At 64.0% G+C, this 18,691-nt stretch carries 17 protein-coding genes, 1 tRNA gene and 2 pseudogenes; all 20 read right to left on the bottom strand.

Features of this window, described 5'->3' with window-relative positions; translation table 11 throughout:
- Window positions 1-58: 58 nt before the first annotated feature.
- On the bottom strand, window positions 59-1,573 hold the full coding sequence (locus tag D1F64_RS10430) for an NADH-quinone oxidoreductase subunit M (RefSeq protein ID WP_117412392.1): 1,515 nt from the start codon (window positions 1,571-1,573) through the stop codon (window positions 59-61).
- Window positions 1,573-3,534, bottom strand: coding sequence for an NADH-quinone oxidoreductase subunit L (gene nuoL / locus D1F64_RS10425; protein WP_117412391.1), 1,962 nt, complete (start codon window positions 3,532-3,534; stop codon window positions 1,573-1,575). Before nuoL ends, D1F64_RS10430 begins: the two co-directional genes overlap by 1 nt.
- Before the next feature lie 8 nt (window positions 3,535-3,542).
- Window positions 3,543-3,851, bottom strand: coding sequence for an NADH-quinone oxidoreductase subunit NuoK (nuoK, locus tag D1F64_RS10420; protein ID WP_117412390.1), 309 nt, complete (start codon window positions 3,849-3,851; stop codon window positions 3,543-3,545).
- 53 nt (window positions 3,852-3,904) lie between these two features.
- Window positions 3,905-4,519 carry an NADH-quinone oxidoreductase subunit J gene (locus D1F64_RS10415; protein WP_117412389.1) on the bottom strand — a complete coding sequence of 205 codons (615 nt, stop codon included), beginning with the start codon at window positions 4,517-4,519 and terminating at the stop codon, window positions 3,905-3,907.
- A 69-nt stretch (window positions 4,520-4,588) separates the two neighbouring features.
- Window positions 4,589-5,077 carry an NADH-quinone oxidoreductase subunit NuoI gene (gene nuoI / locus D1F64_RS10410; RefSeq protein ID WP_117412388.1) on the bottom strand — a complete coding sequence of 163 codons (489 nt, stop codon included), beginning with the start codon at window positions 5,075-5,077 and terminating at the stop codon, window positions 4,589-4,591.
- A gap of 59 nt (window positions 5,078-5,136) precedes the next feature.
- On the bottom strand, window positions 5,137-5,382 hold the full coding sequence (locus tag D1F64_RS10405; protein WP_117412387.1) for a hypothetical protein: 246 nt from the start codon (window positions 5,380-5,382) through the stop codon (window positions 5,137-5,139).
- Window positions 5,383-5,395: 13 nt separating this feature from the next.
- Window positions 5,396-6,445 carry an NADH-quinone oxidoreductase subunit NuoH gene (nuoH, locus tag D1F64_RS10400; protein ID WP_117412386.1) on the bottom strand — a complete coding sequence of 350 codons (1,050 nt, stop codon included), beginning with the start codon at window positions 6,443-6,445 and terminating at the stop codon, window positions 5,396-5,398.
- Window positions 6,446-6,460: 15 nt separating this feature from the next.
- Window positions 6,461-8,554 (bottom strand): NADH-quinone oxidoreductase subunit NuoG, encoded by a 2,094-nt coding sequence (gene nuoG, locus D1F64_RS10395; protein ID WP_117412385.1) that lies wholly within the window; start codon window positions 8,552-8,554, stop codon window positions 6,461-6,463.
- On the bottom strand, window positions 8,551-8,889 hold the full coding sequence (locus tag D1F64_RS10390) for a pentapeptide repeat-containing protein (protein WP_117412384.1): 339 nt from the start codon (window positions 8,887-8,889) through the stop codon (window positions 8,551-8,553). The genes nuoG and D1F64_RS10390 overlap by 4 nt, the downstream gene beginning before the upstream one ends.
- Window positions 8,890-8,902: 13 nt before the next feature.
- Window positions 8,903-9,106 (bottom strand): hypothetical protein, encoded by a 204-nt coding sequence (locus D1F64_RS10385; protein WP_117412383.1) that lies wholly within the window; start codon window positions 9,104-9,106, stop codon window positions 8,903-8,905.
- An 11-nt stretch (window positions 9,107-9,117) separates the two neighbouring features.
- Window positions 9,118-10,422, bottom strand: coding sequence for an NADH-quinone oxidoreductase subunit NuoF (gene nuoF / locus D1F64_RS10380; RefSeq protein WP_117412382.1), 1,305 nt, complete (start codon window positions 10,420-10,422; stop codon window positions 9,118-9,120).
- A gap of 9 nt (window positions 10,423-10,431) precedes the next feature.
- Window positions 10,432-11,585, bottom strand: a pseudogene (gene nuoE, locus D1F64_RS10375) (NADH-quinone oxidoreductase subunit NuoE).
- A complete protein-coding gene (locus D1F64_RS23295; protein WP_162901467.1) occupies window positions 11,585-12,100 on the bottom strand; it encodes a hypothetical protein in 516 nt (171 codons plus the stop codon). Before D1F64_RS23295 ends, nuoE begins: the two are co-directional and overlap by 1 nt.
- A pseudogene (locus D1F64_RS10370) lies at window positions 12,097-13,280 on the bottom strand (NADH-quinone oxidoreductase subunit D). Before D1F64_RS10370 ends, D1F64_RS23295 begins: the two are co-directional and overlap by 4 nt.
- A 10-nt stretch (window positions 13,281-13,290) precedes the next feature.
- The gene (locus D1F64_RS10365; RefSeq protein WP_117412381.1) at window positions 13,291-13,896 is read right to left on the bottom strand and encodes an NADH-quinone oxidoreductase subunit C; all 606 of its coding nucleotides are present in this window, start codon (window positions 13,894-13,896) and stop codon (window positions 13,291-13,293) included.
- A 30-nt stretch (window positions 13,897-13,926) separates the two neighbouring features.
- Window positions 13,927-14,499: an NADH-quinone oxidoreductase subunit B gene (locus D1F64_RS10360; protein ID WP_117414539.1), complete on the bottom strand. Its 573-nt coding sequence runs from the start codon at window positions 14,497-14,499 to the stop codon at window positions 13,927-13,929.
- Between the two features lie 35 nt (window positions 14,500-14,534).
- Window positions 14,535-14,900, bottom strand: coding sequence for an NADH-quinone oxidoreductase subunit A (locus D1F64_RS10355; RefSeq protein WP_117414540.1), 366 nt, complete (start codon window positions 14,898-14,900; stop codon window positions 14,535-14,537).
- 711 nt (window positions 14,901-15,611) lie between these two features.
- Window positions 15,612-15,688 (bottom strand) — tRNA-Asp (locus D1F64_RS10345).
- 271 nt (window positions 15,689-15,959) lie between these two features.
- Entirely contained in the window at window positions 15,960-17,423 is a 1,464-nt protein-coding gene (locus D1F64_RS10340; RefSeq protein WP_117412379.1) for a pyridoxal-dependent decarboxylase, read from the bottom strand.
- A gap of 43 nt (window positions 17,424-17,466) precedes the next feature.
- Window positions 17,467-18,615 (bottom strand): alpha-hydroxy acid oxidase, encoded by a 1,149-nt coding sequence (locus D1F64_RS10335; protein WP_117412378.1) that lies wholly within the window; start codon window positions 18,613-18,615, stop codon window positions 17,467-17,469.
- Window positions 18,616-18,691: the final 76 nt, after the last annotated feature.

Raw genomic sequence — 18,691 nt, 5'->3', positions numbered from 1 at the left:
CGAATGCGCCGCCGGCCGGTCGTTTCAAAAATCTGCGCCGGGCGGTCCCGGCGCATTGTCAGTGCGTCGTCACGGCGGCCGCGTGTCCGGCCAGTTCGATCGCCGCGTGATATTTGGTCACCAGGTTGTCGACCGACGCGGCGGTCACATCCAGGATCGGCATCGGATAGAAGCCGAAGAAGATGGTCAGCACGACCAGCGGCACGATGATCACCTTCTCGCGCAAGCTGAGATCGAGCATCGATTTCAGGCTGTCCTTGTCCAGCGCGCCGAACATCACCCGCCGGTAGAGCCACAACGCATAGGCCGCGGACAGGACCACGCCGGTGGTCGCGAACATCGCCACCCAGGTGTTGACCTCGAACGCGCCCATCAGCGTGAGAAACTCGCCGACGAAGCCCGAGGTGCCCGGCAGGCCGACGTTGGCCATGGTGAAGATCAGGAACGCCACCGCATACCACGGCATCCGGTTGACCAGCCCGCCGTAGGCGGAGATCTCGCGGGTGTGCATGCGGTCATAGATCACGCCGACGCAAAGGAACAGCGCGCCGGAGACGATGCCGTGCGAGAGCATCTGGAAGATGCCGCCCTGCACACCCTGCACCGTCATGGTGAACAGGCCCATGGTCACAAAGCCCATGTGCGCGACCGAGGAATAGGCGATCAGCTTCTTGATGTCGGTCTGCGCCAGCGCCACCAGCGAGGTGTAGATGATGGCGATCACCGACAGGGTGAACACGAACGGCGCGAAATACTCCGAGGCTTCCGGAAACATCGGGATCGAGAAGCGCAGGAAACCGTAGCCGCCCATTTTCAGCAGGATCGCGGCCAGGATGACGGAACCAGCGGTCGGCGCCTCCACGTGCGCGTCCGGCAGCCAGGTGTGAACCGGCCACATCGGCATCTTCACCGCAAACGAGGTGAAGAAGGCGATCCACAGCCACATCTGCATTTCCGGCGGGAACGGATGATTGAGCAGTTCGACGATATCCGTCGTACCCGCGTCCCAGTACATCCCCATGATGGCGATCAGCATGAGAACCGAGCCGAGCAGCGTGTAGAGGAAGAACTTGAAGGAGGCGTAGACGCGCCGCTTGCCGCCCCACACGCCGATGATGATGAACATCGGGATCAGGCCGGCCTCGAAGAACACATAGAACACCACGATGTCGAGCGCGCAGAACACGCCGATCATCAGCGCTTCCAGCACCAGGAAGGCGATCATGTATTCCTTGAGGCGGACCTGGATCGAATTCCAGCTCGCCAGGATGCAGAAGGGCATCAGGAAGGTGGTGAGAATGACGAACAGCATGGAGATGCCGTCGACACCCATCCGGTAGCTGATGGAGCCGCCGAGCCAGTCCTTGTTCTCCACCATCTGGAAGCCGGGGTTAGCGGAATCGAAGCCGCCCCAGATGAACAGCGACACGATGAACGTGAAGCTGGTGGTGATCAGCGCCACGCGGCGGATGTTCTCGCGCGCGCCTTCATCGTCGCCGCGGACGAGAAGCACGAAGAGAACGCCGACGAGCGGCAGGAAGGTGACGATGGAAAGCAGAGGCCAGTCGCTCATCAGTGGGCTCCCCCGCCCGTAAACATGGACCAGGTGACAAGCAGGGCCACGCCGATCAGCATTGCGAATGCATAGTGATAGAGGTAGCCGGTCTGGAGCCGCACGACACGCGCCGTGACGTCCTGAACGCGCGCCGCAACGCCGTTGGGACCAAAGCCGTCGATGATGGTGCCGTCGCCACGCTTCCACAGCACGTTGCCGAGCCACAGGGCCGGACGCACGAAGAGGAAGTCGTAGAGCTCGTCGAAGTACCACTTGTTGAGCAGGAACTGGTAGAGCCCGTCATGCCGCGCGGCGAGCCGCTTGGGCGTCTCCGGCGAGCGGATGTAGAAGAACCAGGCCGTCGTGAATCCCAGCAGCATCATCACGAAAGGCGAAAGCTTCACCCACAGCGGCACGTGATGAATTCTCTCCAGGATGTCGTTTTCCGGCAGCGTGAACAGGGCGCCCTTCCAGAATTCCTCGTAGTTATGGCCGATGAAGTCGCCCGAGAACAGCACACCGGCGAAGAGCGCGCCGGCGGCGAGGACGAACAGCGGCACGGTCATCACATAGGGCGATTCATGCACGTGCTTCATCACGTCGACGGGCGCGCGCGGCTTGCCGAAGAACGTCATGAACACCAGCCGCCATGAATAGAACGATGTGAAGAGCGCGGCGACGACGGTCAGCCAGAAGGCGTATTGGGCGAAGGCGTTCTCGCCCTCGAACGCCGCCTCGATGATGGCGTCCTTGGAGAAGTAGCCGGCGGTGAAGGGGAAGCCGGTCAGCGCCAGCGTGCCGATGGTCATCGTCCAGAAGGTGATCGGGATGTGCTTGCGCAGCCCGCCCATCTTGCGCATGTCCTGCTCGTCGGACACCGCGTGGATCACCGAGCCGGCGCCCAGGAACAAGAGCGCCTTGAAGAAGGCGTGCGTGAACAGGTGGAAGATGCCGGCCGAATAGGCCCCGACCCCCAGCGCCACGAACATGTAGCCGAGCTGCGAACAGGTCGAATAGGCGATCACCCGCTTGATGTCGTTCTGCACCAGACCGACGGTCGCGGCGAAGAAGGCGGTCGTCGCGCCGACCAGCGTCACCACCGTGAGCGCCGTGTGCGACAGCTCGAACAGCGGCGACAGGCGCGCCACCATGAACACGCCCGCCGTCACCATGGTGGCGGCGTGGATCAGGGCGGAGACCGGCGTCGGGCCCTCCATGGCGTCGGGAAGCCAGGTGTGCAGCAGGAACTGCGCCGACTTGCCCATGGCGCCCATGAACAGCAGCAGGCAGATGACGGTCATCGCCGTGTCGGGGGCGTAGTCGTACCCCAGGAAGGTCATGACCGTGCCCTCGTCGCCTTCCACAAACCCTTGCGCGTTGGCGAAGATGGTCTCGAAGCCAACCGAGTCGAACACGAAGAAGATGGCGAAGATGCCGAGCGCGAAGCCGAAGTCGCCCACGCGGTTGACGATGAAGGCCTTCATCGCGGCCGCGTTGGCCGAGGGCTTGTGATACCAGAAGCCGATCAGCAGGTAGGACGCGAGACCCACGCCTTCCCAGCCGAAGAACATCTGTACCAGGTTGTCCGAGGTCACCAGCATCAGCATGGCGAAGGTGAACAGCGACAGATAGGCGAAGAAGCGCGAACGGTGCGGATCGTGGTGCATGTAGCCGATGGAATAGACATGCACCAGCGACGACACGGTGTTCACCACCACCAGCATGACCACGGTCAGCGTGTCGATCCGGAGTGCCCACTGCACGTCGAAGACGCCGGAGACGATCCAGTCGGAAATGATCACCGTGCTCGGCTCGGTGTGCCCCAGCCCGACGGTGAAGAAGGCCACCCAGGAGAGCAATGCCGCGAGGATGAGGAAGCCGCTGGTGACATACTCGGAGGCCTTGGCGCCGATCAGGCGGCCAAACAGGCCCGCGACCAGAAAGCCCAGCAGCGGCAGCAGGACGATTAGGTGGTACATGCTGCCCCTCAGCCTTTCATCATGTTGATGTCTTCCACGGCGATGGAGCCGCGGTTACGGAAGTAGACGACGAGGATGGCGAGGCCGATGGCGGCTTCCGCGGCCGCGACGGTGAGCACGAAGAGCGCGAAGATCTGTCCGACCAGGTCGCCCAGATACGACGAAAACGCCACGAAATTGATGTTCACGGCGAGCAGCAGGAGCTCCACCGACATCAGGATGACGATGACGTTCTTCCGGTTGAGGAAGATGCCGAAGACCCCGAGCGTGAACAGGATCGCCGCAACCGTTAGATAATGTGCCAGTCCGATTTCCATGGTGCTTGCCTTAACGGATTCCCGTTTCTCGCCTTAAAATTCAGCCCGCGCGGTCAAATGCCCTTGCCGCTCTCGACCTTGCGGATCTCGATCGCCGTCTCAGGGTTGCGCGCCACCTGATCGGCGATGTTCTGCCGCTTGGCGTGCTCCTTGTGGCGAAGCGTCAGCACGATCGCGCCGATCATCGCCAGGAACAGAACCATGCCGGCGGTCTGGAAGAAGAAGATGTAGCGCGTGTAGAGCAGCGAGCCGATCGCCTCGATGTTGGACATCTCGCTCAGCGCCGGGATCGGCGACGCCGGCGTCGCCAGCACCTCCGGAGAGATCACCCAGCCTCCGAGCACCAGCAAGAGCTCGATCAACAAGATGATGCCGATCAGCGCGCCGATGGGCAGATACTGCAGGAAGCCCTGACGCAGCGCCACGAAGTCCACATCCAGCATCATCACCACGAAGAGGAACAGCACCGCCACCGCGCCGACGTAGACCACGACCAGGATCATGGCGAGGAATTCCGCGCCCAGCAGCAGGAACAGCCCGGCGGAGTTGAAGAAGGCCATGATCAGGAACAGCACGGAATGCACGGGATTGCGCGCCGAAATGACCATGAAGGCCGCTGCGACGGTCAATCCCGCGAACAGGTAGAAGAACAACGATTGTAGGACCATTCCGGTGTGCCCCTATTGGCCTTTGCCGCGTCTCCCGGCGAACCGGGCGCGTCGTCGTCTGTGGCGCCCCTAGCGGTAGGGCGCGTCGATTTCGATATTGCGCGCGATCTCGCGTTCCCAACGGTCGCCGTTTTCCAGCAGGCGCTCCTTGGAGAAATACAGTTCCTCGCGCGTCTCGGTGGCGAATTCGAAATTCGGCCCCTCGACGATCGCATCCACCGGACAGGCTTCCTGACAGAAACCGCAGTAGATGCACTTCACCATGTCGATGTCGTAGCGCGTGGTGCGCCGCGTGCCGTCATTGCGGCGCGGACCGGCCTCGATGGTGATGGCCTGGGCCGGACAGATCGCCTCGCACAGCTTGCACGCGATGCAGCGCTCTTCGCCGTTGGGATAGCGGCGCAGCGCGTGCTCGCCACGGAAACGCGGGCTCACAGGCCCCTTCTCGAAGGGGTAGTTGATGGTCGGCTTGGGCTTGAAGAAATAGCGCATCGCCAAAAAGAATGCCGATACGAATTCCAGCAAGAACAGCGACCTGGCGGTCTGATCAAGTCTCATCGCCCGCGCCTTTCCTCATTCCCGCGCGCCCGAAAGCCCGCGCCTTGATTACGTTGCGGCTAGCCGCCGGCGAATGTTACGCCGGCGATATAGCCCATTGCCGGAATGCCCAGCATCAATAGAACCAGCATCACCCGCTCAACGGGTGCGCTGTTGCGGTGCAGCCATGCCGCGAACGGCGTGCCCTCACCTTGGTTTTTTCTCGCCGTCCAGCCGCGCAACGCGCCGACCGCCATACGGTAATCGACCCAACCGATGTAGAGGCCGATGCCAGCCCCGATGAGACCAGCCAGGGAGATATTCATGCGGCCATCTCCCCTACGGCGCCCAGTCCATGATCCGCAGCACCGCGGCGACGATGAACACCATCGCCAGCGACAGCGGCAGGAACACTTTCCAGCCAAGCCGCATCAGTTGGTCGTAGCGATAGCGCGGCACCATGGCCTTGACCATCGCGAACATGAAGAACACGAACAGCGCTTTCAGCAGGAACCAGATGATCCCCGGCACCCAGGTGAACGGCGGGATGTCCAGCGGCGGCAGCCAGCCGCCCATGAACAGGATCGTCGTCAGGGCGCACATCAGCGCGATGGCCGCGTATTCGCCCAGCATGAACATCATGTATGGCGTGGAGCCGTACTCGACCATGAAGCCGGCGACCAGCTCGGATTCCGCTTCCGGCAGATCGAACGGCGGCCGGTTGGTCTCCGCCAGAGCCGAGATGAAGAACACGATGAACATCGGGAACAGCGGCAGCCAGAACCAGTTCAGGAACGACAGCCACGGCAGACCGATGGAGGTGGCCAGCCCGGTCTGTTGGGCGTTCACGATATCGGTCAGGTTCAGCGAGCCGACGCACAGCAGCACGGTGACGATGACAAAGCCGATGGAAACCTCGTAGGACACCATCTGCGCCGCGGAGCGCAGCGCGCCGAGGAAGGCGTACTTCGAGTTCGACGCCCAGCCGCCCATGATCACGCCGTAGACCTCGAGCGAGGAAATGGCGAAGACGAACAGGATGCCGACGTTGATGTCGGCGATCACCCAGCCGTCGGCGACGGGGATCACGGACCAGGCGGCCAGCGCCAGCGTCACGCTCAGAAGCGGGGCGAGCAGGAACACGCCCTTGTTGGCGCCGGATGGAATCACCGGCTCCTTGAGCACGAACTTCAGCAGATCGGCGAAACTCTGGAACAGGCCCCAGGGTCCGACGACATTCGGGCCGCGGCGGATCTGCACCGCCGCCCAGATCTTGCGGTCGGCATAGAGGATGTAGGCGATGATCAACAGCAGAGCCACCAGGAACAGCAGGCTCTGGGCCAGCATGATCACGAAGGGGAAGCCGTATGTCGTCCAGAAGTCGCTCATCAGTATCCCGGTCCCCTATTCCGCGGCTTCGAGCGCGCGCGCCGCGGCCTGCGCCGAGCATTCGGCCATGACGGCGGATGCCCGCGCGATCGGGTTGGTCAGATAGAAGTCCCTGACCGGCGAAACGAAGGAAGCCTTGCCCGGCTTGCCCATGTCGGCGAGCTTGACCACATCGGCGACATTGGCCGGCGTGATCTCGTCGATGGCGGCGAAATGCGGGTGCTTCTGGTAGAGCGCCACGCGCAGCGCTGCGAGGCTGTCGTAGCCCAGCGTGTGGCCGAGCACCGCCGACAGCGCCCGCAGGATCGCCCAGTCCTCGCGCGCCTCGCCCGGAGGGAACGCCGCCCGGACGGTGGCCTGGACCCGGCCCTCGGTATTGACGAACAACCCGGCCTTCTCGGTGTAGGCCGCGCCCGGCAGAATGACGTCGGCGCAATGCGCGCCCGCGTCGCCGTGGGTGCCGATGTAAACGGTGAAAGTGGAGGCCAGCGCCTGGGTGTCGATCTCGTCGGCGCCGAGCAGGACCATCACGTCCAGATCGCCCGCGTCCGCCGCCTTGAGCTGGCCGGCGGCGTCAAGCCCGCCCTTGCCCGGCACGAAGCCGACGTCGAGGCCGCCGACGCGAGCGGCCGCCGTGTGCAGCACCGCGAAGCCGTTCCACTCGTCGGTCAGCGCGCCGAAATCCTTGGCGATCTTCGCGGCGAGTTTCAAGACGGACGCCCCGGCGCGGCCCTTGAGCGCGCCCTGGCCGACAATGATCAGCGGCCGTTCGGCGCGCTTGAGATCGGCGGCGAAGCCAAGCTTGCCCTCTGCCAGTTCGCTCAGCGTCTCGGCGCCGGCGCCAAGGTAGTCGTAATCGTAGGTCAGATCGGCCGGCTCGCCGATCAGCGCCACGGGAAGATCTCCCGCACGCCAGCGCTTGCGGATGCGGGCGTTCAGCACAGCCGCCTCAAGCCGCGGGTTGGCGCCGATGATCAGCACGGCGTCGGCGTCCTCGATACCCTCGATGGTCGGGTTGAACAGGTAGCTGGCGCGGCCCTTTGCGGGGTTGAGCGCCGTTCCGTCCTGGCGGCAATCGATATTGGCCGAGCCGAGCGCGCCCATCAGGTCCTTGAGCGCGAACATTTCCTCGACTGTCGACAGATCGCCGGCGATGGCGCCGATACGCTCGCCGGGAACGCCCTTGAGCTTTTCGGCGATCGCCGCGAAGGCATCGGTCCAGGTGGCGGGCTGCAGGCGGCCATCGACCTTCACATAGGGCCGGTCGAGGCGTTGGGTCTTCAGCCCGTCCCAGATGAAACGGGTCTTGTCGGAGATCCACTCCTCGTTCACCGCCTCGTTCAGCCGCGGCATGATGCGCATGACTTCGCGGCCACGCGTGTCCACCCGGATGGCCGAGCCGACCGCATCCATCACATCGACGGATTCGGTCTTGGTCAGCTCCCAGGGGCGCGCCTGATAGGCGTAGGGCTTGGACGTCAACGCGCCGACGGGACACAGGTCGATGACGTTGCCCTGCAGCTCGGACGACAGCGAGGCTTCGAGATATGTGGTGATTTCGGCATCCTCGCCGCGGCCGATCAGGCCGAGGTCCGACACACCGGCGACTTCGGTGGTGAAGCGCACGCAGCGGGTGCAGTGGATGCACCGGGTCATGATGGTCTTGACCAGCGGGCCGATGTGCTTGTTCTCGACCGCGCGCTTGTTCTCGTGGAATCGCGAACTGTCCACGCCATAGGCCATGGCCTGGTCCTGCAGGTCGCACTCGCCGCCCTGATCGCAGATCGGACAATCCAGCGGATGGTTGATCAGCAGGAATTCCATCACGCCTTCGCGCGCCTTCTTGACCATCGGCGACTTGGTCGAGACTTCCGGCGGCTCACCGTTGGGTCCCGGACGCAGGTCGCGCACGGACATGGCGCAGGACGCGGTCGGCTTGGGCGGCCCGCCCTTCACCTCGACCAGGCACATGCGGCAGTTGCCGGCAATCGACAGCCGGTCGTGGAAACAGAAGCGAGGAACCTCCGCGCCGGCCTCTTCGCACGCCTGCAGCAGCGTGTACTCGGCCGGAACGTCTACTTCCTTACCGTCGACGATCAGCTTGCTCATGCCCTGCTCGCCTCGTTTTCTTTCCAGAGGGCGAGCATGTCGCTCACCGCAATTCCATCGATCGTCATGCCTTCGATCCTGCAGCCGGCCAGCGCGGCGCCGGCGAGGTTCGCCTTGTCGATCCTGAGGCCCGCCAGATTGACATCGCGGACCGTCCAGCCCGACATGTTCAGATCCTCGAACGTGCAACCGGACAGATTGACGTCGTGATACCGGCCGCCGGACAGATTGGCGTTCTCGAAACTGCTGCCCGAGAGGTTCACATCGTCGAAGACGGAGCCCGAGAGGTCGCTGTGCGTCACGGTCATACGGTGCTTTTCGTGATCGATCTTCATCGGCCTGCTCCGCTCACGCCTCTGACAATTCGAGCCGCGGCTCAATACGTTCGACCCGGTGTACCAGACGATCAATCCGGCGATTGACGCCCGCGAGACCCTCTTCAACACCGGTCAGCCGCACTTTCACGTCGTGCAGATCGTCCGACATCCGCTCCGTTCGCTCGTCGATACGTCGCAGGAGGTGAAGGACAATATTGTCGGGTTCATCAGTCATCGTGACCTCCCCTACTCCGCCGCGACCAGCGGGATCTCCGCCGGCTTCGTGTTCGCCGTGAATTCGTCGATGCGCGCTTCCATCTCGGGACGGAAATGGCGGATGAGGCCCTGGATCGGCCACGCCGCGGCGTCGCCGAGCGCACAGATCGTGTGGCCCTCGACCTGCTTGGTGACCTGGAACAGCATGTCGATCTCATGCTTTTCCGCCTCGCCCTTGACCATGCGCTCCATCACCCGCCACATCCAGCCGGTGCCCTCGCGGCACGGCGTGCACTGGCCGCAGCTCTCGTGCTTGTAGAAATAGCTCAGCCGCGCGATCGCCTTGATGACGTCGGTGGACTTGTCCATGACGATCACCGCCGCCGTGCCCAGCCCCGACTGCTTGGCGCGCAGCGTGTCGAAATCCATGTCCAGCTCGTCGCATTCGGACGCCGGCAGCAGCGGCACGGAGGACCCGCCGGGGATCACCGCCAGCAGATTGTCCCAGCCGCCGCGGATGCCGCCGCAATGGCGCTCCACCAGTTCGCGGAACGGGATGCCCATTTCCTCTTCCACGGTGCACGGCTTCTCGACGTGCCCGGAGATGCAGAACAGCTTCGTGCCGGTGTTGTTGGGCTTGCCGAGACCGGCGAACCAGCCGCCGCCGCGGCGCAGGATCGTCGGCGCAACGGCAATGGATTCCACGTTGTTCACCGTCGTCGGGCATCCGTAGAGGCCGACGTTGGCGGGGAACGGCGGCTTCAGCCGCGGCTGGCCCTTGCGGCCCTCCAGGCTTTCCAGCAGCGCCGTCTCCTCGCCGCAGATATAGGCGCCCGCGCCCTGGGCGACATAGATGTCGAAATCCCAGCCGTGGACGTTGTTCTTGCCGATCAGATTGGCGTCATAGGCCTGGTCGATCGCCGCCTGCAGGCGCTCGCGCTCGCGGATGAACTCGCCGCGCACGTAGATGTAGGCCACATGCGCGCCCATGGCGAAGCCGGCGATCAGACAGCCTTCCACCAGGTGATGCGGATCGTGGCGCAGGATCTCGCGGTCCTTGCAGGTGCCGGGCTCGGATTCATCGGCGTTGACGACGAGATAATGCGGCCGCTCGCCGATCTCCTTGGGCATGAAGGACCACTTCAGACCCGTCGGGAAGCCGGCGCCGCCGCGTCCACGCAGACCGGAATCCTTCATCTGGGCGACGATCCAGTCGCGGCCGTTGTCGATGAAGCCCTTGGTGCCGTCCCACTGGCCGCGCTTCAGCGCGCCCTTGAGGCCCCAGTCGTGCACACCATAGATGTTGGTGAAGATGCGATCCTGATCCTTCAACATCCAGCCACCTCAGCCCTTGCTCGTCGGGACATCGCCCGCATCAACCCGCTTGGAGAACTCGGTCTCCTCGCCCGCGGCCAGCGCCTTCGCCTGCGCGATCCAGTCCTCACGGTCGATGCGGCCGCGGAACTTCAGCTTGTCGTCCACCCAGGCCTTGTCGGCGTCGGTCCAGGCGGCGATCTGGTCGAAGTGATAGACGCCCAGATCGTGCAGCGTCTTCTCGATCTTCGCGCCAACGCCCTTGATGCGCTTGAAGTCGTCGGCTTTGCCGCCGCGCGGCGCGGCCAGCAGCGCCGGACCGGCGCCTTCCAGCAACGGCTGCTCTTCCTTGGCGGGCAGCGCCTTGAGCTCGGCCTTCGCCTTTGGCGTGGCTTTCGCCGCCGGCTTCGCGGCGGGCGCCTTCTTGACGGCTGGTTTTTTCTTTTCGGCAGACTTGGTCTTCTCCAGCGTCGCCGCCTCGGGCTGCGCGCCGCCGTTGATCGCGATGCCGGCGAACACCAGCGAGGCCGCCGGCGCGCCGTCCACCACATGCGGCATCGCCGTGCCGCCGGTGGTGTCGTCGTCGATCTCGGTCAGCGAGGTCGGGCCGCCTTCCGGCGCACCGAAGATGCGGTCCATCTGCGGACCCGGCACGACTTCCCGGCCAGCGGAAATGTCGTCGAGCAGCTTCTCGAAGCTCTCCGGCGTCAGGTCCTCATAGGTGTCCTTCCAGACCTGCACCATGGGCGCGTTCACGCAGGCGCCGAGGCATTCGACCTCCTCCCACGAGAAATCGCCGTCCTTGGAGACTTCATGGGCGTGCGCCGCGATACGGCTCTTGCACACCTTGATGATGTCCTCGGAGCCGCGCAGCATGCACGGCGTGGTGCCGCAGACCTGGATATGCGCCTTCTTGCCCACGGGGCCGAGCTGGAACATCGTGTAGAAGGTGGCGACCTCCAGCACGCGGATGTAGGCCATGCCCAGCATGTCGGCGACGTAGCGGATCGCGGGCTCGGGCACCCAGCCGTCATGCTGCTCCTGGGCGCGCCACAGCAGCGGAATCACCGCGGACGCCTGGCGCTTTTCCGGGAACTTGGCGATCTGCGCCTGGGCCCACGAGAGATTCTCGGGGTAAAGGCGAAATCGGCCGGCTGGTCGGGGTGAAGGCGACGAACGGACATTACAGCTTTCCCATTTTCGAACCGGACATTGCAAGCTCACAGCTCTGCGCAATTTTACTCAGTGCCTTGTTATACTGCTCAGTCCAAGCGCCAACATTTTCTTGTTTGCGAGCAAGTTCACTATCAGGAAAGAATATGAACGCGGTTTTTGCTGACGACAGCGAACGAATTGCAGCTCTCGTATCGTCAGATGCATATATACCTAGCCGATCAGCAGACGGAGATAAATCAATTATACTTTGCAGGAAATTCATTCTATAAGTACTGACTGAAGACACAGGATCTTCGTGGAAAGGAGGCTCCCTCCTTTCCGCAGACATCCAAACATTAAGATTCACGAGCAAACGCCTTGCTCGATAGATAAAATCCGAACACACCTCGATTTGTCGAGCCTGAAGATTGCTGTGAAACGCGTCCCCGACCGTCTCGCGCAAAAGAAATGACTGATACCCGACAAATCCTGCTGTACCCACAGCAGCAACAGCCATGATCCACTCCGGAACGCTCGCGCTCATCGGTCCACCTCTCCGAACACGATATCGAGAGAGCCGAGGATCGCCGACACGTCGGCCAGCTGGTGTCCTTGGCAGAGGAAATCCATGGCTTGCAGATGCGCGAAACCGGGCGCGCGGATCTTGCAGCGATAGGGCTTGTTGGAGCCGTCGGAGACGAGGTAGACGCCGAATTCGCCCTTGGGCGCTTCCACGGCGGCGTAAACCTCCCCTCGGGCACGTGATAGCCTTCGGTATAGAGCTTGAAGTGATGGATCAGCGCTTCCATCGAGCGCTTCATGCCATCACGCTTGGGCGCCACGATCTTGCCGTCGGTGGAGGAGACGGGTCCCTTCTCGACGGTCAGCTTCTCCAGGCACTGCTTCATGATGCGCACCGACTGGCGCATCTCTTCCATGCGGATCAGGTAACGGTCGTAGCAGTCGCCGTTCTTGCCCACCGGAATGTCGAAGTCGAGCTCGTCGTAGCACTCGTAGGGTTGCGACTTGCGCAGATCCCACGGCGCGCCGGAGCCGCGCACCATCACGCCGGAAAAGCCCCACGTCCAGCAATCCTCCAGCTTCACCGTGGCGATATCCACGTTGCGCTGCTTGAAGATGCGATTGTCGGTCAGCAGGCCCTCGATATCGTCGCAGACCTGCAGGAACGGATCGCAGAAATCCCAGATGTCGTCGAGCAGCTTGCCCGGCAGGTCCTGGTGCACGCCGCCCGGACGCACATAGGCCGCGTGCATGCGCGAGCCCGAGGCGCGCTCGTAGAACACCATCAGCTTTTCGCGTTCCTCGAAGCCCCACAGCGGCGGCGTCAGCGCGCCGACGTCCATCGCCTGGGTGGTGACGTTGAGGATATGCGACAGCAGACGGCCGATTTCGGAATAGAGCACGCGGATCAGCTGGCCGCGCTTGGGCACCTCGACGCCCAGCAGCTTCTCGACGCCGAGCGCGAAGGCATGCTCCTGATTCATCGGCGCGACGTAGTCGAGCCGGTCGAAATACGGGATCGCCTGCAGGTAGGTCTTGTGCTCGATGAGCTTCTCGGTGCCGCGGTGCAGCAGGCCGATATGCGGATCGACCCGGGTCACCAGCTCGCCGTCGAGCTCGAGCACCAGGCGCAGCACGCCGTGGGCGGCGGGATGCTGCGGACCGAAGTTGATATTGAAGTTGCGGACTTGCGCCTCGGCCATTTGTTACGCCTCAGCTCGTCTTGGCTTTTTCATCGCCGGGAAGCACGTAGTCCGTGCCTTCCCAGGGCGAGAGAAAATCGAAGTTGCGGAATTCCTGGTTCAGACTGACCGGCTCGTAGACGACGCGCTTCTGCTCGTCGTCGTAGCGAACCTCCACGAACCCGGTAAGCGGAAAGTCCTTGCGCAGCGGATGGCCGTCAAAGCCATAGTCCGTGAGCAGGCGGCGCAGGTCGGGGTGGCCCGAGAACAGCACGCCGTACATGTCGTAGGTCTCGCGCTCGAACCAGTCCGCGCTCGGGAACACCGGCATGATGGAGGGCACCGGGGTTTCCTCGTCGGCCTGGATCTTGACGCGGATGCGCAGGTTCTGCTTAGGCGACAGGAAGTGGTAAACCACATCGAAGCGCTTGGGCCGCGCCGGCCAGTCGACGCCGCAGATATCGATGAGATTGACGAACTGGCAGCGCGTGTCGTCGCGCAGGAAGCGCACGACCTCGATGATCGCCAAGGCCGGAGCCTCGAGCGTCAGCTCGCCGTAGCGCAAGGCAAATCCGTCAAGCTTGTCGCCAAGCACGGCCGCGATGTGCTCGCCAAGTTCCTGGAGCGTTTCGTCCATGGTGTCTTCGAACCCGTCTGTTCCGGCAAGCTAGCGTTCGATGGTGCCCGTGCGGCGGATCTTCTTCTGCAGCAGCAGAACGCCGTAGAGCAGTGCCTCGGCTGTGGGAGGACATCCGGGCACATAGATGTCGACGGGCACGATGCGGTCGCAGCCGCGCACCACCGAGTAGGAATAGTGATAGTAGCCGCCGCCGTTGGCGCAGGAGCCCATGGAGATGACGTAGCGCGGCTCGGGCATCTGGTCATAGACCTTGCGCAGGGCCGGAGCCATCTTGTTGGTCAGCGTGCCGGCGACGATCATCACGTCGGACTGGCGCGGGGAGCCGCGCGGCGCAAAGCCGAAACGCTCGACGTCGTAGCGCGGCATCGAAAGCTGCATCATTTCCACGGCGCAGCACGCCAGACCGAAGGTCATCCACATCAGCGAGCCGGTGCGCGCCCACTGGATCAGATTGTCGGTGGAGGTGACGAGAAAACCCTTGTCGGCCAACTCGTCGTTCATCTCCAGGAAGAACGGGTCGGCGGCGCCGATCGGCTGCCCCGTGTTGGGATCGATGATCCCCTTGGGCTGCGGCGCCACGAGAGTGCCCGATGCGCCCATGGTGGCGGCGCCGGCGGCCATGCCGGATGCGCTCGTCAATCCCATTCCAGCGCTCCCTTTTTCCATTCATAGACAAAGCCGACGGTCAGCACGCCGAGGAACACCATCATGGACCAGAAGCCGAACCAGCCCAGATCGCCATAGGCGGCGGCCCAGGGAAACAGGAAGGCGACTTCGAGATCGAAGATGATGAACAGGATGGCGACCAGATAGAAGCGCACGTCGAATTTCATCCGCGCGTCATCGAACGGGTTGAAGCCGCATTCGTAGGCGGAGAGCTTCTCGCTGTCGGGATTCTTGTAGGCGACCAGGAAAGGAGACACCAGCAGCGCCAGACCGATCACCAGCGCCACCGAAACGAAGACGACGATCGGAACATAGTCCCTGAGAAGATCTTCCATGGTCACCCATCCTTGTGCAGCGGCCGCGAACGGGCCGTGCAGGCCACCCTGCCGGAACGCGGGCCGTTGCAGCCGCTTGCGCACCCCTTGACGGGCGCAACGGCTGTCCAGCCCTTGAAAACCGCCAATCGGTGGTGCGTGGGCACGCTTAGCTCACTGCCATACCCGTGGCAAGCCCTCTTGCCGGGATGCGCATCATGAAATCAACCTACTCCGGCTCTGAGGGCTGACACCAGCCGCAGAAATACGCGCTCTCGCCGCAAATTTGTGCAAATGCCACACCAGAGCGCGCAATCGTCGCGGCGGCAAAGCCTTCGTAACGGCACATCCCGCGCGGCCGTCCGGCGCGCGTCAAAAAGCGAGAATCACAAGGCAAATCAAAAACTTGAGTTTATTACTCATGTTTATAGACTACCTCCCGCAAACGCATCCCGGACAGGCTCGCGGCTGGATGCTGCATTGACGCGCAGGTGAGCAGGACCGGCCCTTGCGATGCGCCGGACGGCGCGCGGGCCTGCCCCGGCGCGGCCGCAAAGCGGCGCTCCAGCCGCCGGTCGCGCGACCATGACAGGCGCCGGGGCGCGCGCGGCATCCGCGCATGAAACATGGGCCGTGATTTCAGAATGTGAAGTTCAAATATTCGGGAGATGGCACCCGCTCCGGGGCGGCAGCGCCACTTTCCTGCGCAAGGGTCGGGACCCTTCGGGAAAGTGGCGCGAGTGACGGGACTCGAACCCGCGACCTCCGGCGTGACAGGCCGGCACTCTAACCAACTGAGCTACACCCGCGTCGCGGACGGCGTCGTGTTGCCGTCCGGAAGTGGGGGTGATTTAGATCGCCCGACGAGCCAAGTCAAGCGACCGTACGCGGCTTTCGCGACAAATTGCGAAAACCGTGCGATCCGCTGCGGAAACGGCCATACGGAATGTATGAATTCGTCCCGCCGGCCTGTGTATATCCCCGTAGCCGGTCGGCGCGCGAGCGGAAAAATACCGCACGAGTCGTCACTTGCGGCCTATGACAACACCGGCCCGCGTCATTTCTGACCATGAAGCCGGCTCACGAGGCTCCGATCCCGCCTTTCGACGCGCCCGCCAATTCCCGGATCACCTCCCAGGCGATTTCCACATCGCGCGCGGTGGTGCTGGTCTGCCCCACCTGGAAGCGGATGGCGAAGCGGCCCTCGTGCGTCGTCTGGGTCACATAGATGCGCCCGTCGTCGTTGATCCGTTCGACCAGCCTGGCGTTGAGCGCGTCGATGGTCTCGTCCGACGCATCCTTGAGGAACCGGGGGCGATAGCGGAAGGTGAACAGCGCCAGGATCGGCTCCGTGACGACTTCGAAATCCGCCGCCGCCCCGATGGTCTTCGCCAGTCCTTGCGCCCAGGCCACGTGGTTGCGGATCTTTGTTCGCAGCGCCTCGACCCCGTAGCTGCGGATCACGAACCACAGTTTCAGCGCCCGGAAGCGCCGGCCCAGCGGCACCGACCATTCATTGTAGTCGGTGACGCCCGGCGTCTCCCCCTCCTCCCGGCCCAAGGTGCGCAGGAACGGCGGCCGCATGCCGAGCGTGTCGGTCAGCGCGCGCGGATCCTTCACGTAATGCGCCGTGCAGTCGAAGTTGGTGAACAGCCACTTGTGCGGATTGAACACGAAACTGTCGGCCAGTTCCGCGCCGCGCATCAGATCACGGAATTCCGGGCAGATCATCGCCGAGCCCGCCCAGGCGGCGTCCACATGCAGGAAGATGCCGTGCCTGGCGGCCACCGCCGCCACCGCCTCGATGTCGTCGCAGGCGCCGATGCTGGTGCCGCCGAGACACGCCACGATGGCGGCGGGTTGCAGCCCCGCCTCCTTGTCGGCCTCGATCAGCGCCTCGAGCGCCTCCGTGTCCATGGCGTAATACGGTCCTGAACCATTGGGCACCTTGACCAGATTGTCCGAGCCGATGCCGGCCATGCGCACCGCCTTGTCGATCGAGGTGTGCGTCTGGGCCGAGGCATAGATCCGCAACGGCGCCTGCCCGCACAGGCCCTTGGTGTTGCCGGTGAAACCGGTCACCTTTTCGCGCGCCGTGAGAATGGCCGCAAAGGTCGCGCTGGTCGCCGAATCCTGGATGACGCCCGCGAAATCCTGCGGCAGGCCGATCATCTGGCGCAGCCATTCCAGCACCCGAGCCTCCAGCTCGCTCGCCGCGGGCGCCGTCTGCCACAGCATGCACTGCGCGGCCATCGCGGCGGTCACATACTCCGCGACCAGCGACGGCGGGGACGAATTGGCGGGAAAATAGGCGAAGAAGCGCGGATGCTGCCAATGGGTCATGCCGGGCATGATGAGCGCGTCAAGGTCCTTGAAAATCGCCTCCATCGGCTCGCCCTCGGCAGGCGGCGCCTCGGGCAAGGCGGCGTAGATGCTGCCGGGCTCGCCTTGCGCACGCACGGGCCGCTCGCTCACGCTTTCGAGATAATCCGCCGACCAGTCCGAGGCCTTGTGCAGCCAATGTCGAAGCGCGTCCTTGTCCATGGTCGAAGATCCCACGATTTTGGAGAGGTTGTACCCGGGCGCCTCAGTCTTCACGCCACAGATAGCCCGTGTCGAGCCCGTTGATGTCATCGCACCCGATCTGACCCAGCGTCTGATCGCATTCGCCGGTGAGAATATCCAGCGCCCGGCGCGCGCCCTCGGCTCCGGCGGCGCAGGCGCCATAGACGAAACTGCGGCCGGAAAACACGAAGCGCGCGCCCAGGCAATAGGCCTTGACGATGTCCGCGCCCTGCCGGATGCCGCTGTCCATCATCACGGTCACACGGTCGCCCACCGCCTCGACGACACCGGGCAACGCGTCGATGGCCGCGGGCGCGGCTTCAAGCTGGCGGCCGCCATGATTGGAGACGATGATCCCATCCGCGCCCAGCTCCGCCGCCGTCACCGCGTCCTCGGGCCGCAGCACGCCCTTGACGACGAAGGTTCCCTGCCAGGCGTCGCGCAGCATCCTGACGCGCTCGACGCCCAGGTTGGGCGACACCTGCCCCGCCATGAAGGCGGCCAGCGCCTGCCCTCCGGTCTCGCCGCGCGCATAGGGCACGTAATTGGCGAAGCTCGGCGTGCCGTGGCGCAGCGTCTCGAGGATCCAGCGCGGCCGCGCGGCGAGATCCAGGATGGTGGAAGGCGACGGCCGCAACGGCAGGGCAAAACCGTTGCGCATGTCGCGATACCGCCGTCCCGGTAGCGGCACGTCGACGGTCAGCACCAGGACGCTGACACCCGCCTCGTGCGCGCGGCGCATCATGTCGAGCGCGATAGAATCATCCTGGGAAACATAAAGCTGGAACCACGCACTGTCGGGCGCCACCTCGGCGATCCGCTCGATCGAGGTCGTTCCCGCCGTGCTCAGCACATAGGGAATGCGCGCCTGCTGCGCCATCTGCGCCAGAATCTCGTCGGTACGCGGCCACAGCGCGTTGGCCATGCCGATGGGCGAGACACCGATGGGCGCGGACCTGCGGCGGCCGAACAGATCCACCGAAAGCGTCCGGTCGGACACATCGCGCAGCACCCGCGGCGACAATTTCAGGCGCGCGAAACCGGCGGTGTTCTCGCGCACGCCGACCTCCTCGCCGGCGCCGCCGTCAAGAAAATCGAACGCCAGCCTCGGCACGCGGCGCCGGGCGCGCGCGCGCAAATCGGCGATCGTCTGGACGCGATCCAGTGTCATGCAGTCCCCCCGCTTTTCCCGGCGCGACGCGACCGGTTCGCGCCTCCACCCCGGCCTTGATCCTTCCGCAAAGGCC

The organism is Breoghania sp. L-A4 (assembly GCF_003432385.1).
In the GTDB taxonomy this organism is placed as follows: domain Bacteria; phylum Pseudomonadota; class Alphaproteobacteria; order Rhizobiales; family Stappiaceae; genus Breoghania.
Note: the sequence above shows the minus strand (reverse complement) of the source record. Positions and strands in the feature narration are given on the sequence as shown.

What these genes read in the sequence shown, in the direction of transcription:
- D1F64_RS23295 (WP_162901467.1), bottom strand. Translation starts at nt 12,100, where the DNA reads ATGAGCGCGAGCGTTCCGGAGTGGATCATGGCTGTTGCTGCTGTGGGT.
- nuoL (WP_117412391.1), bottom strand. Translation starts at nt 3,534, where the DNA reads ATGTACCACCTAATCGTCCTGCTGCCGCTGCTGGGCTTTCTGGTCGCG.
- nuoF (WP_117412382.1), bottom strand. Translation starts at nt 10,422, where the DNA reads ATGTTGAAGGATCAGGATCGCATCTTCACCAACATCTATGGTGTGCAC.
- D1F64_RS10415 (WP_117412389.1), bottom strand. Translation starts at nt 4,519, where the DNA reads ATGGTCCTACAATCGTTGTTCTTCTACCTGTTCGCGGGATTGACCGTC.
- D1F64_RS10385 (WP_117412383.1), bottom strand. Translation starts at nt 9,106, where the DNA reads ATGACTGATGAACCCGACAATATTGTCCTTCACCTCCTGCGACGTATC.
- D1F64_RS10355 (WP_117414540.1), bottom strand. Translation starts at nt 14,900, where the DNA reads ATGGAAGATCTTCTCAGGGACTATGTTCCGATCGTCGTCTTCGTTTCG.
- D1F64_RS10390 (WP_117412384.1), bottom strand. Translation starts at nt 8,889, where the DNA reads ATGAAGATCGATCACGAAAAGCACCGTATGACCGTGACGCACAGCGAC.
- D1F64_RS10430 (WP_117412392.1), bottom strand. Translation starts at nt 1,573, where the DNA reads ATGAGCGACTGGCCTCTGCTTTCCATCGTCACCTTCCTGCCGCTCGTC.
- nuoI (WP_117412388.1), bottom strand. Translation starts at nt 5,077, where the DNA reads ATGAGACTTGATCAGACCGCCAGGTCGCTGTTCTTGCTGGAATTCGTA.
- nuoG (WP_117412385.1), bottom strand. Translation starts at nt 8,554, where the DNA reads ATGAGCAAGCTGATCGTCGACGGTAAGGAAGTAGACGTTCCGGCCGAG.
- D1F64_RS10335 (WP_117412378.1), bottom strand. Translation starts at nt 18,615, where the DNA reads ATGACACTGGATCGCGTCCAGACGATCGCCGATTTGCGCGCGCGCGCC.
- D1F64_RS10360 (WP_117414539.1), bottom strand. Translation starts at nt 14,499, where the DNA reads ATGGGCGCATCGGGCACTCTCGTGGCGCCGCAGCCCAAGGGGATCATC.
- D1F64_RS10340 (WP_117412379.1), bottom strand. Translation starts at nt 17,423, where the DNA reads ATGGACAAGGACGCGCTTCGACATTGGCTGCACAAGGCCTCGGACTGG.
- D1F64_RS10405 (WP_117412387.1), bottom strand. Translation starts at nt 5,382, where the DNA reads ATGAATATCTCCCTGGCTGGTCTCATCGGGGCTGGCATCGGCCTCTAC.
- nuoK (WP_117412390.1), bottom strand. Translation starts at nt 3,851, where the DNA reads ATGGAAATCGGACTGGCACATTATCTAACGGTTGCGGCGATCCTGTTC.
- D1F64_RS10365 (WP_117412381.1), bottom strand. Translation starts at nt 13,896, where the DNA reads ATGGACGAAACGCTCCAGGAACTTGGCGAGCACATCGCGGCCGTGCTT.
- nuoH (WP_117412386.1), bottom strand. Translation starts at nt 6,445, where the DNA reads ATGAGCGACTTCTGGACGACATACGGCTTCCCCTTCGTGATCATGCTG.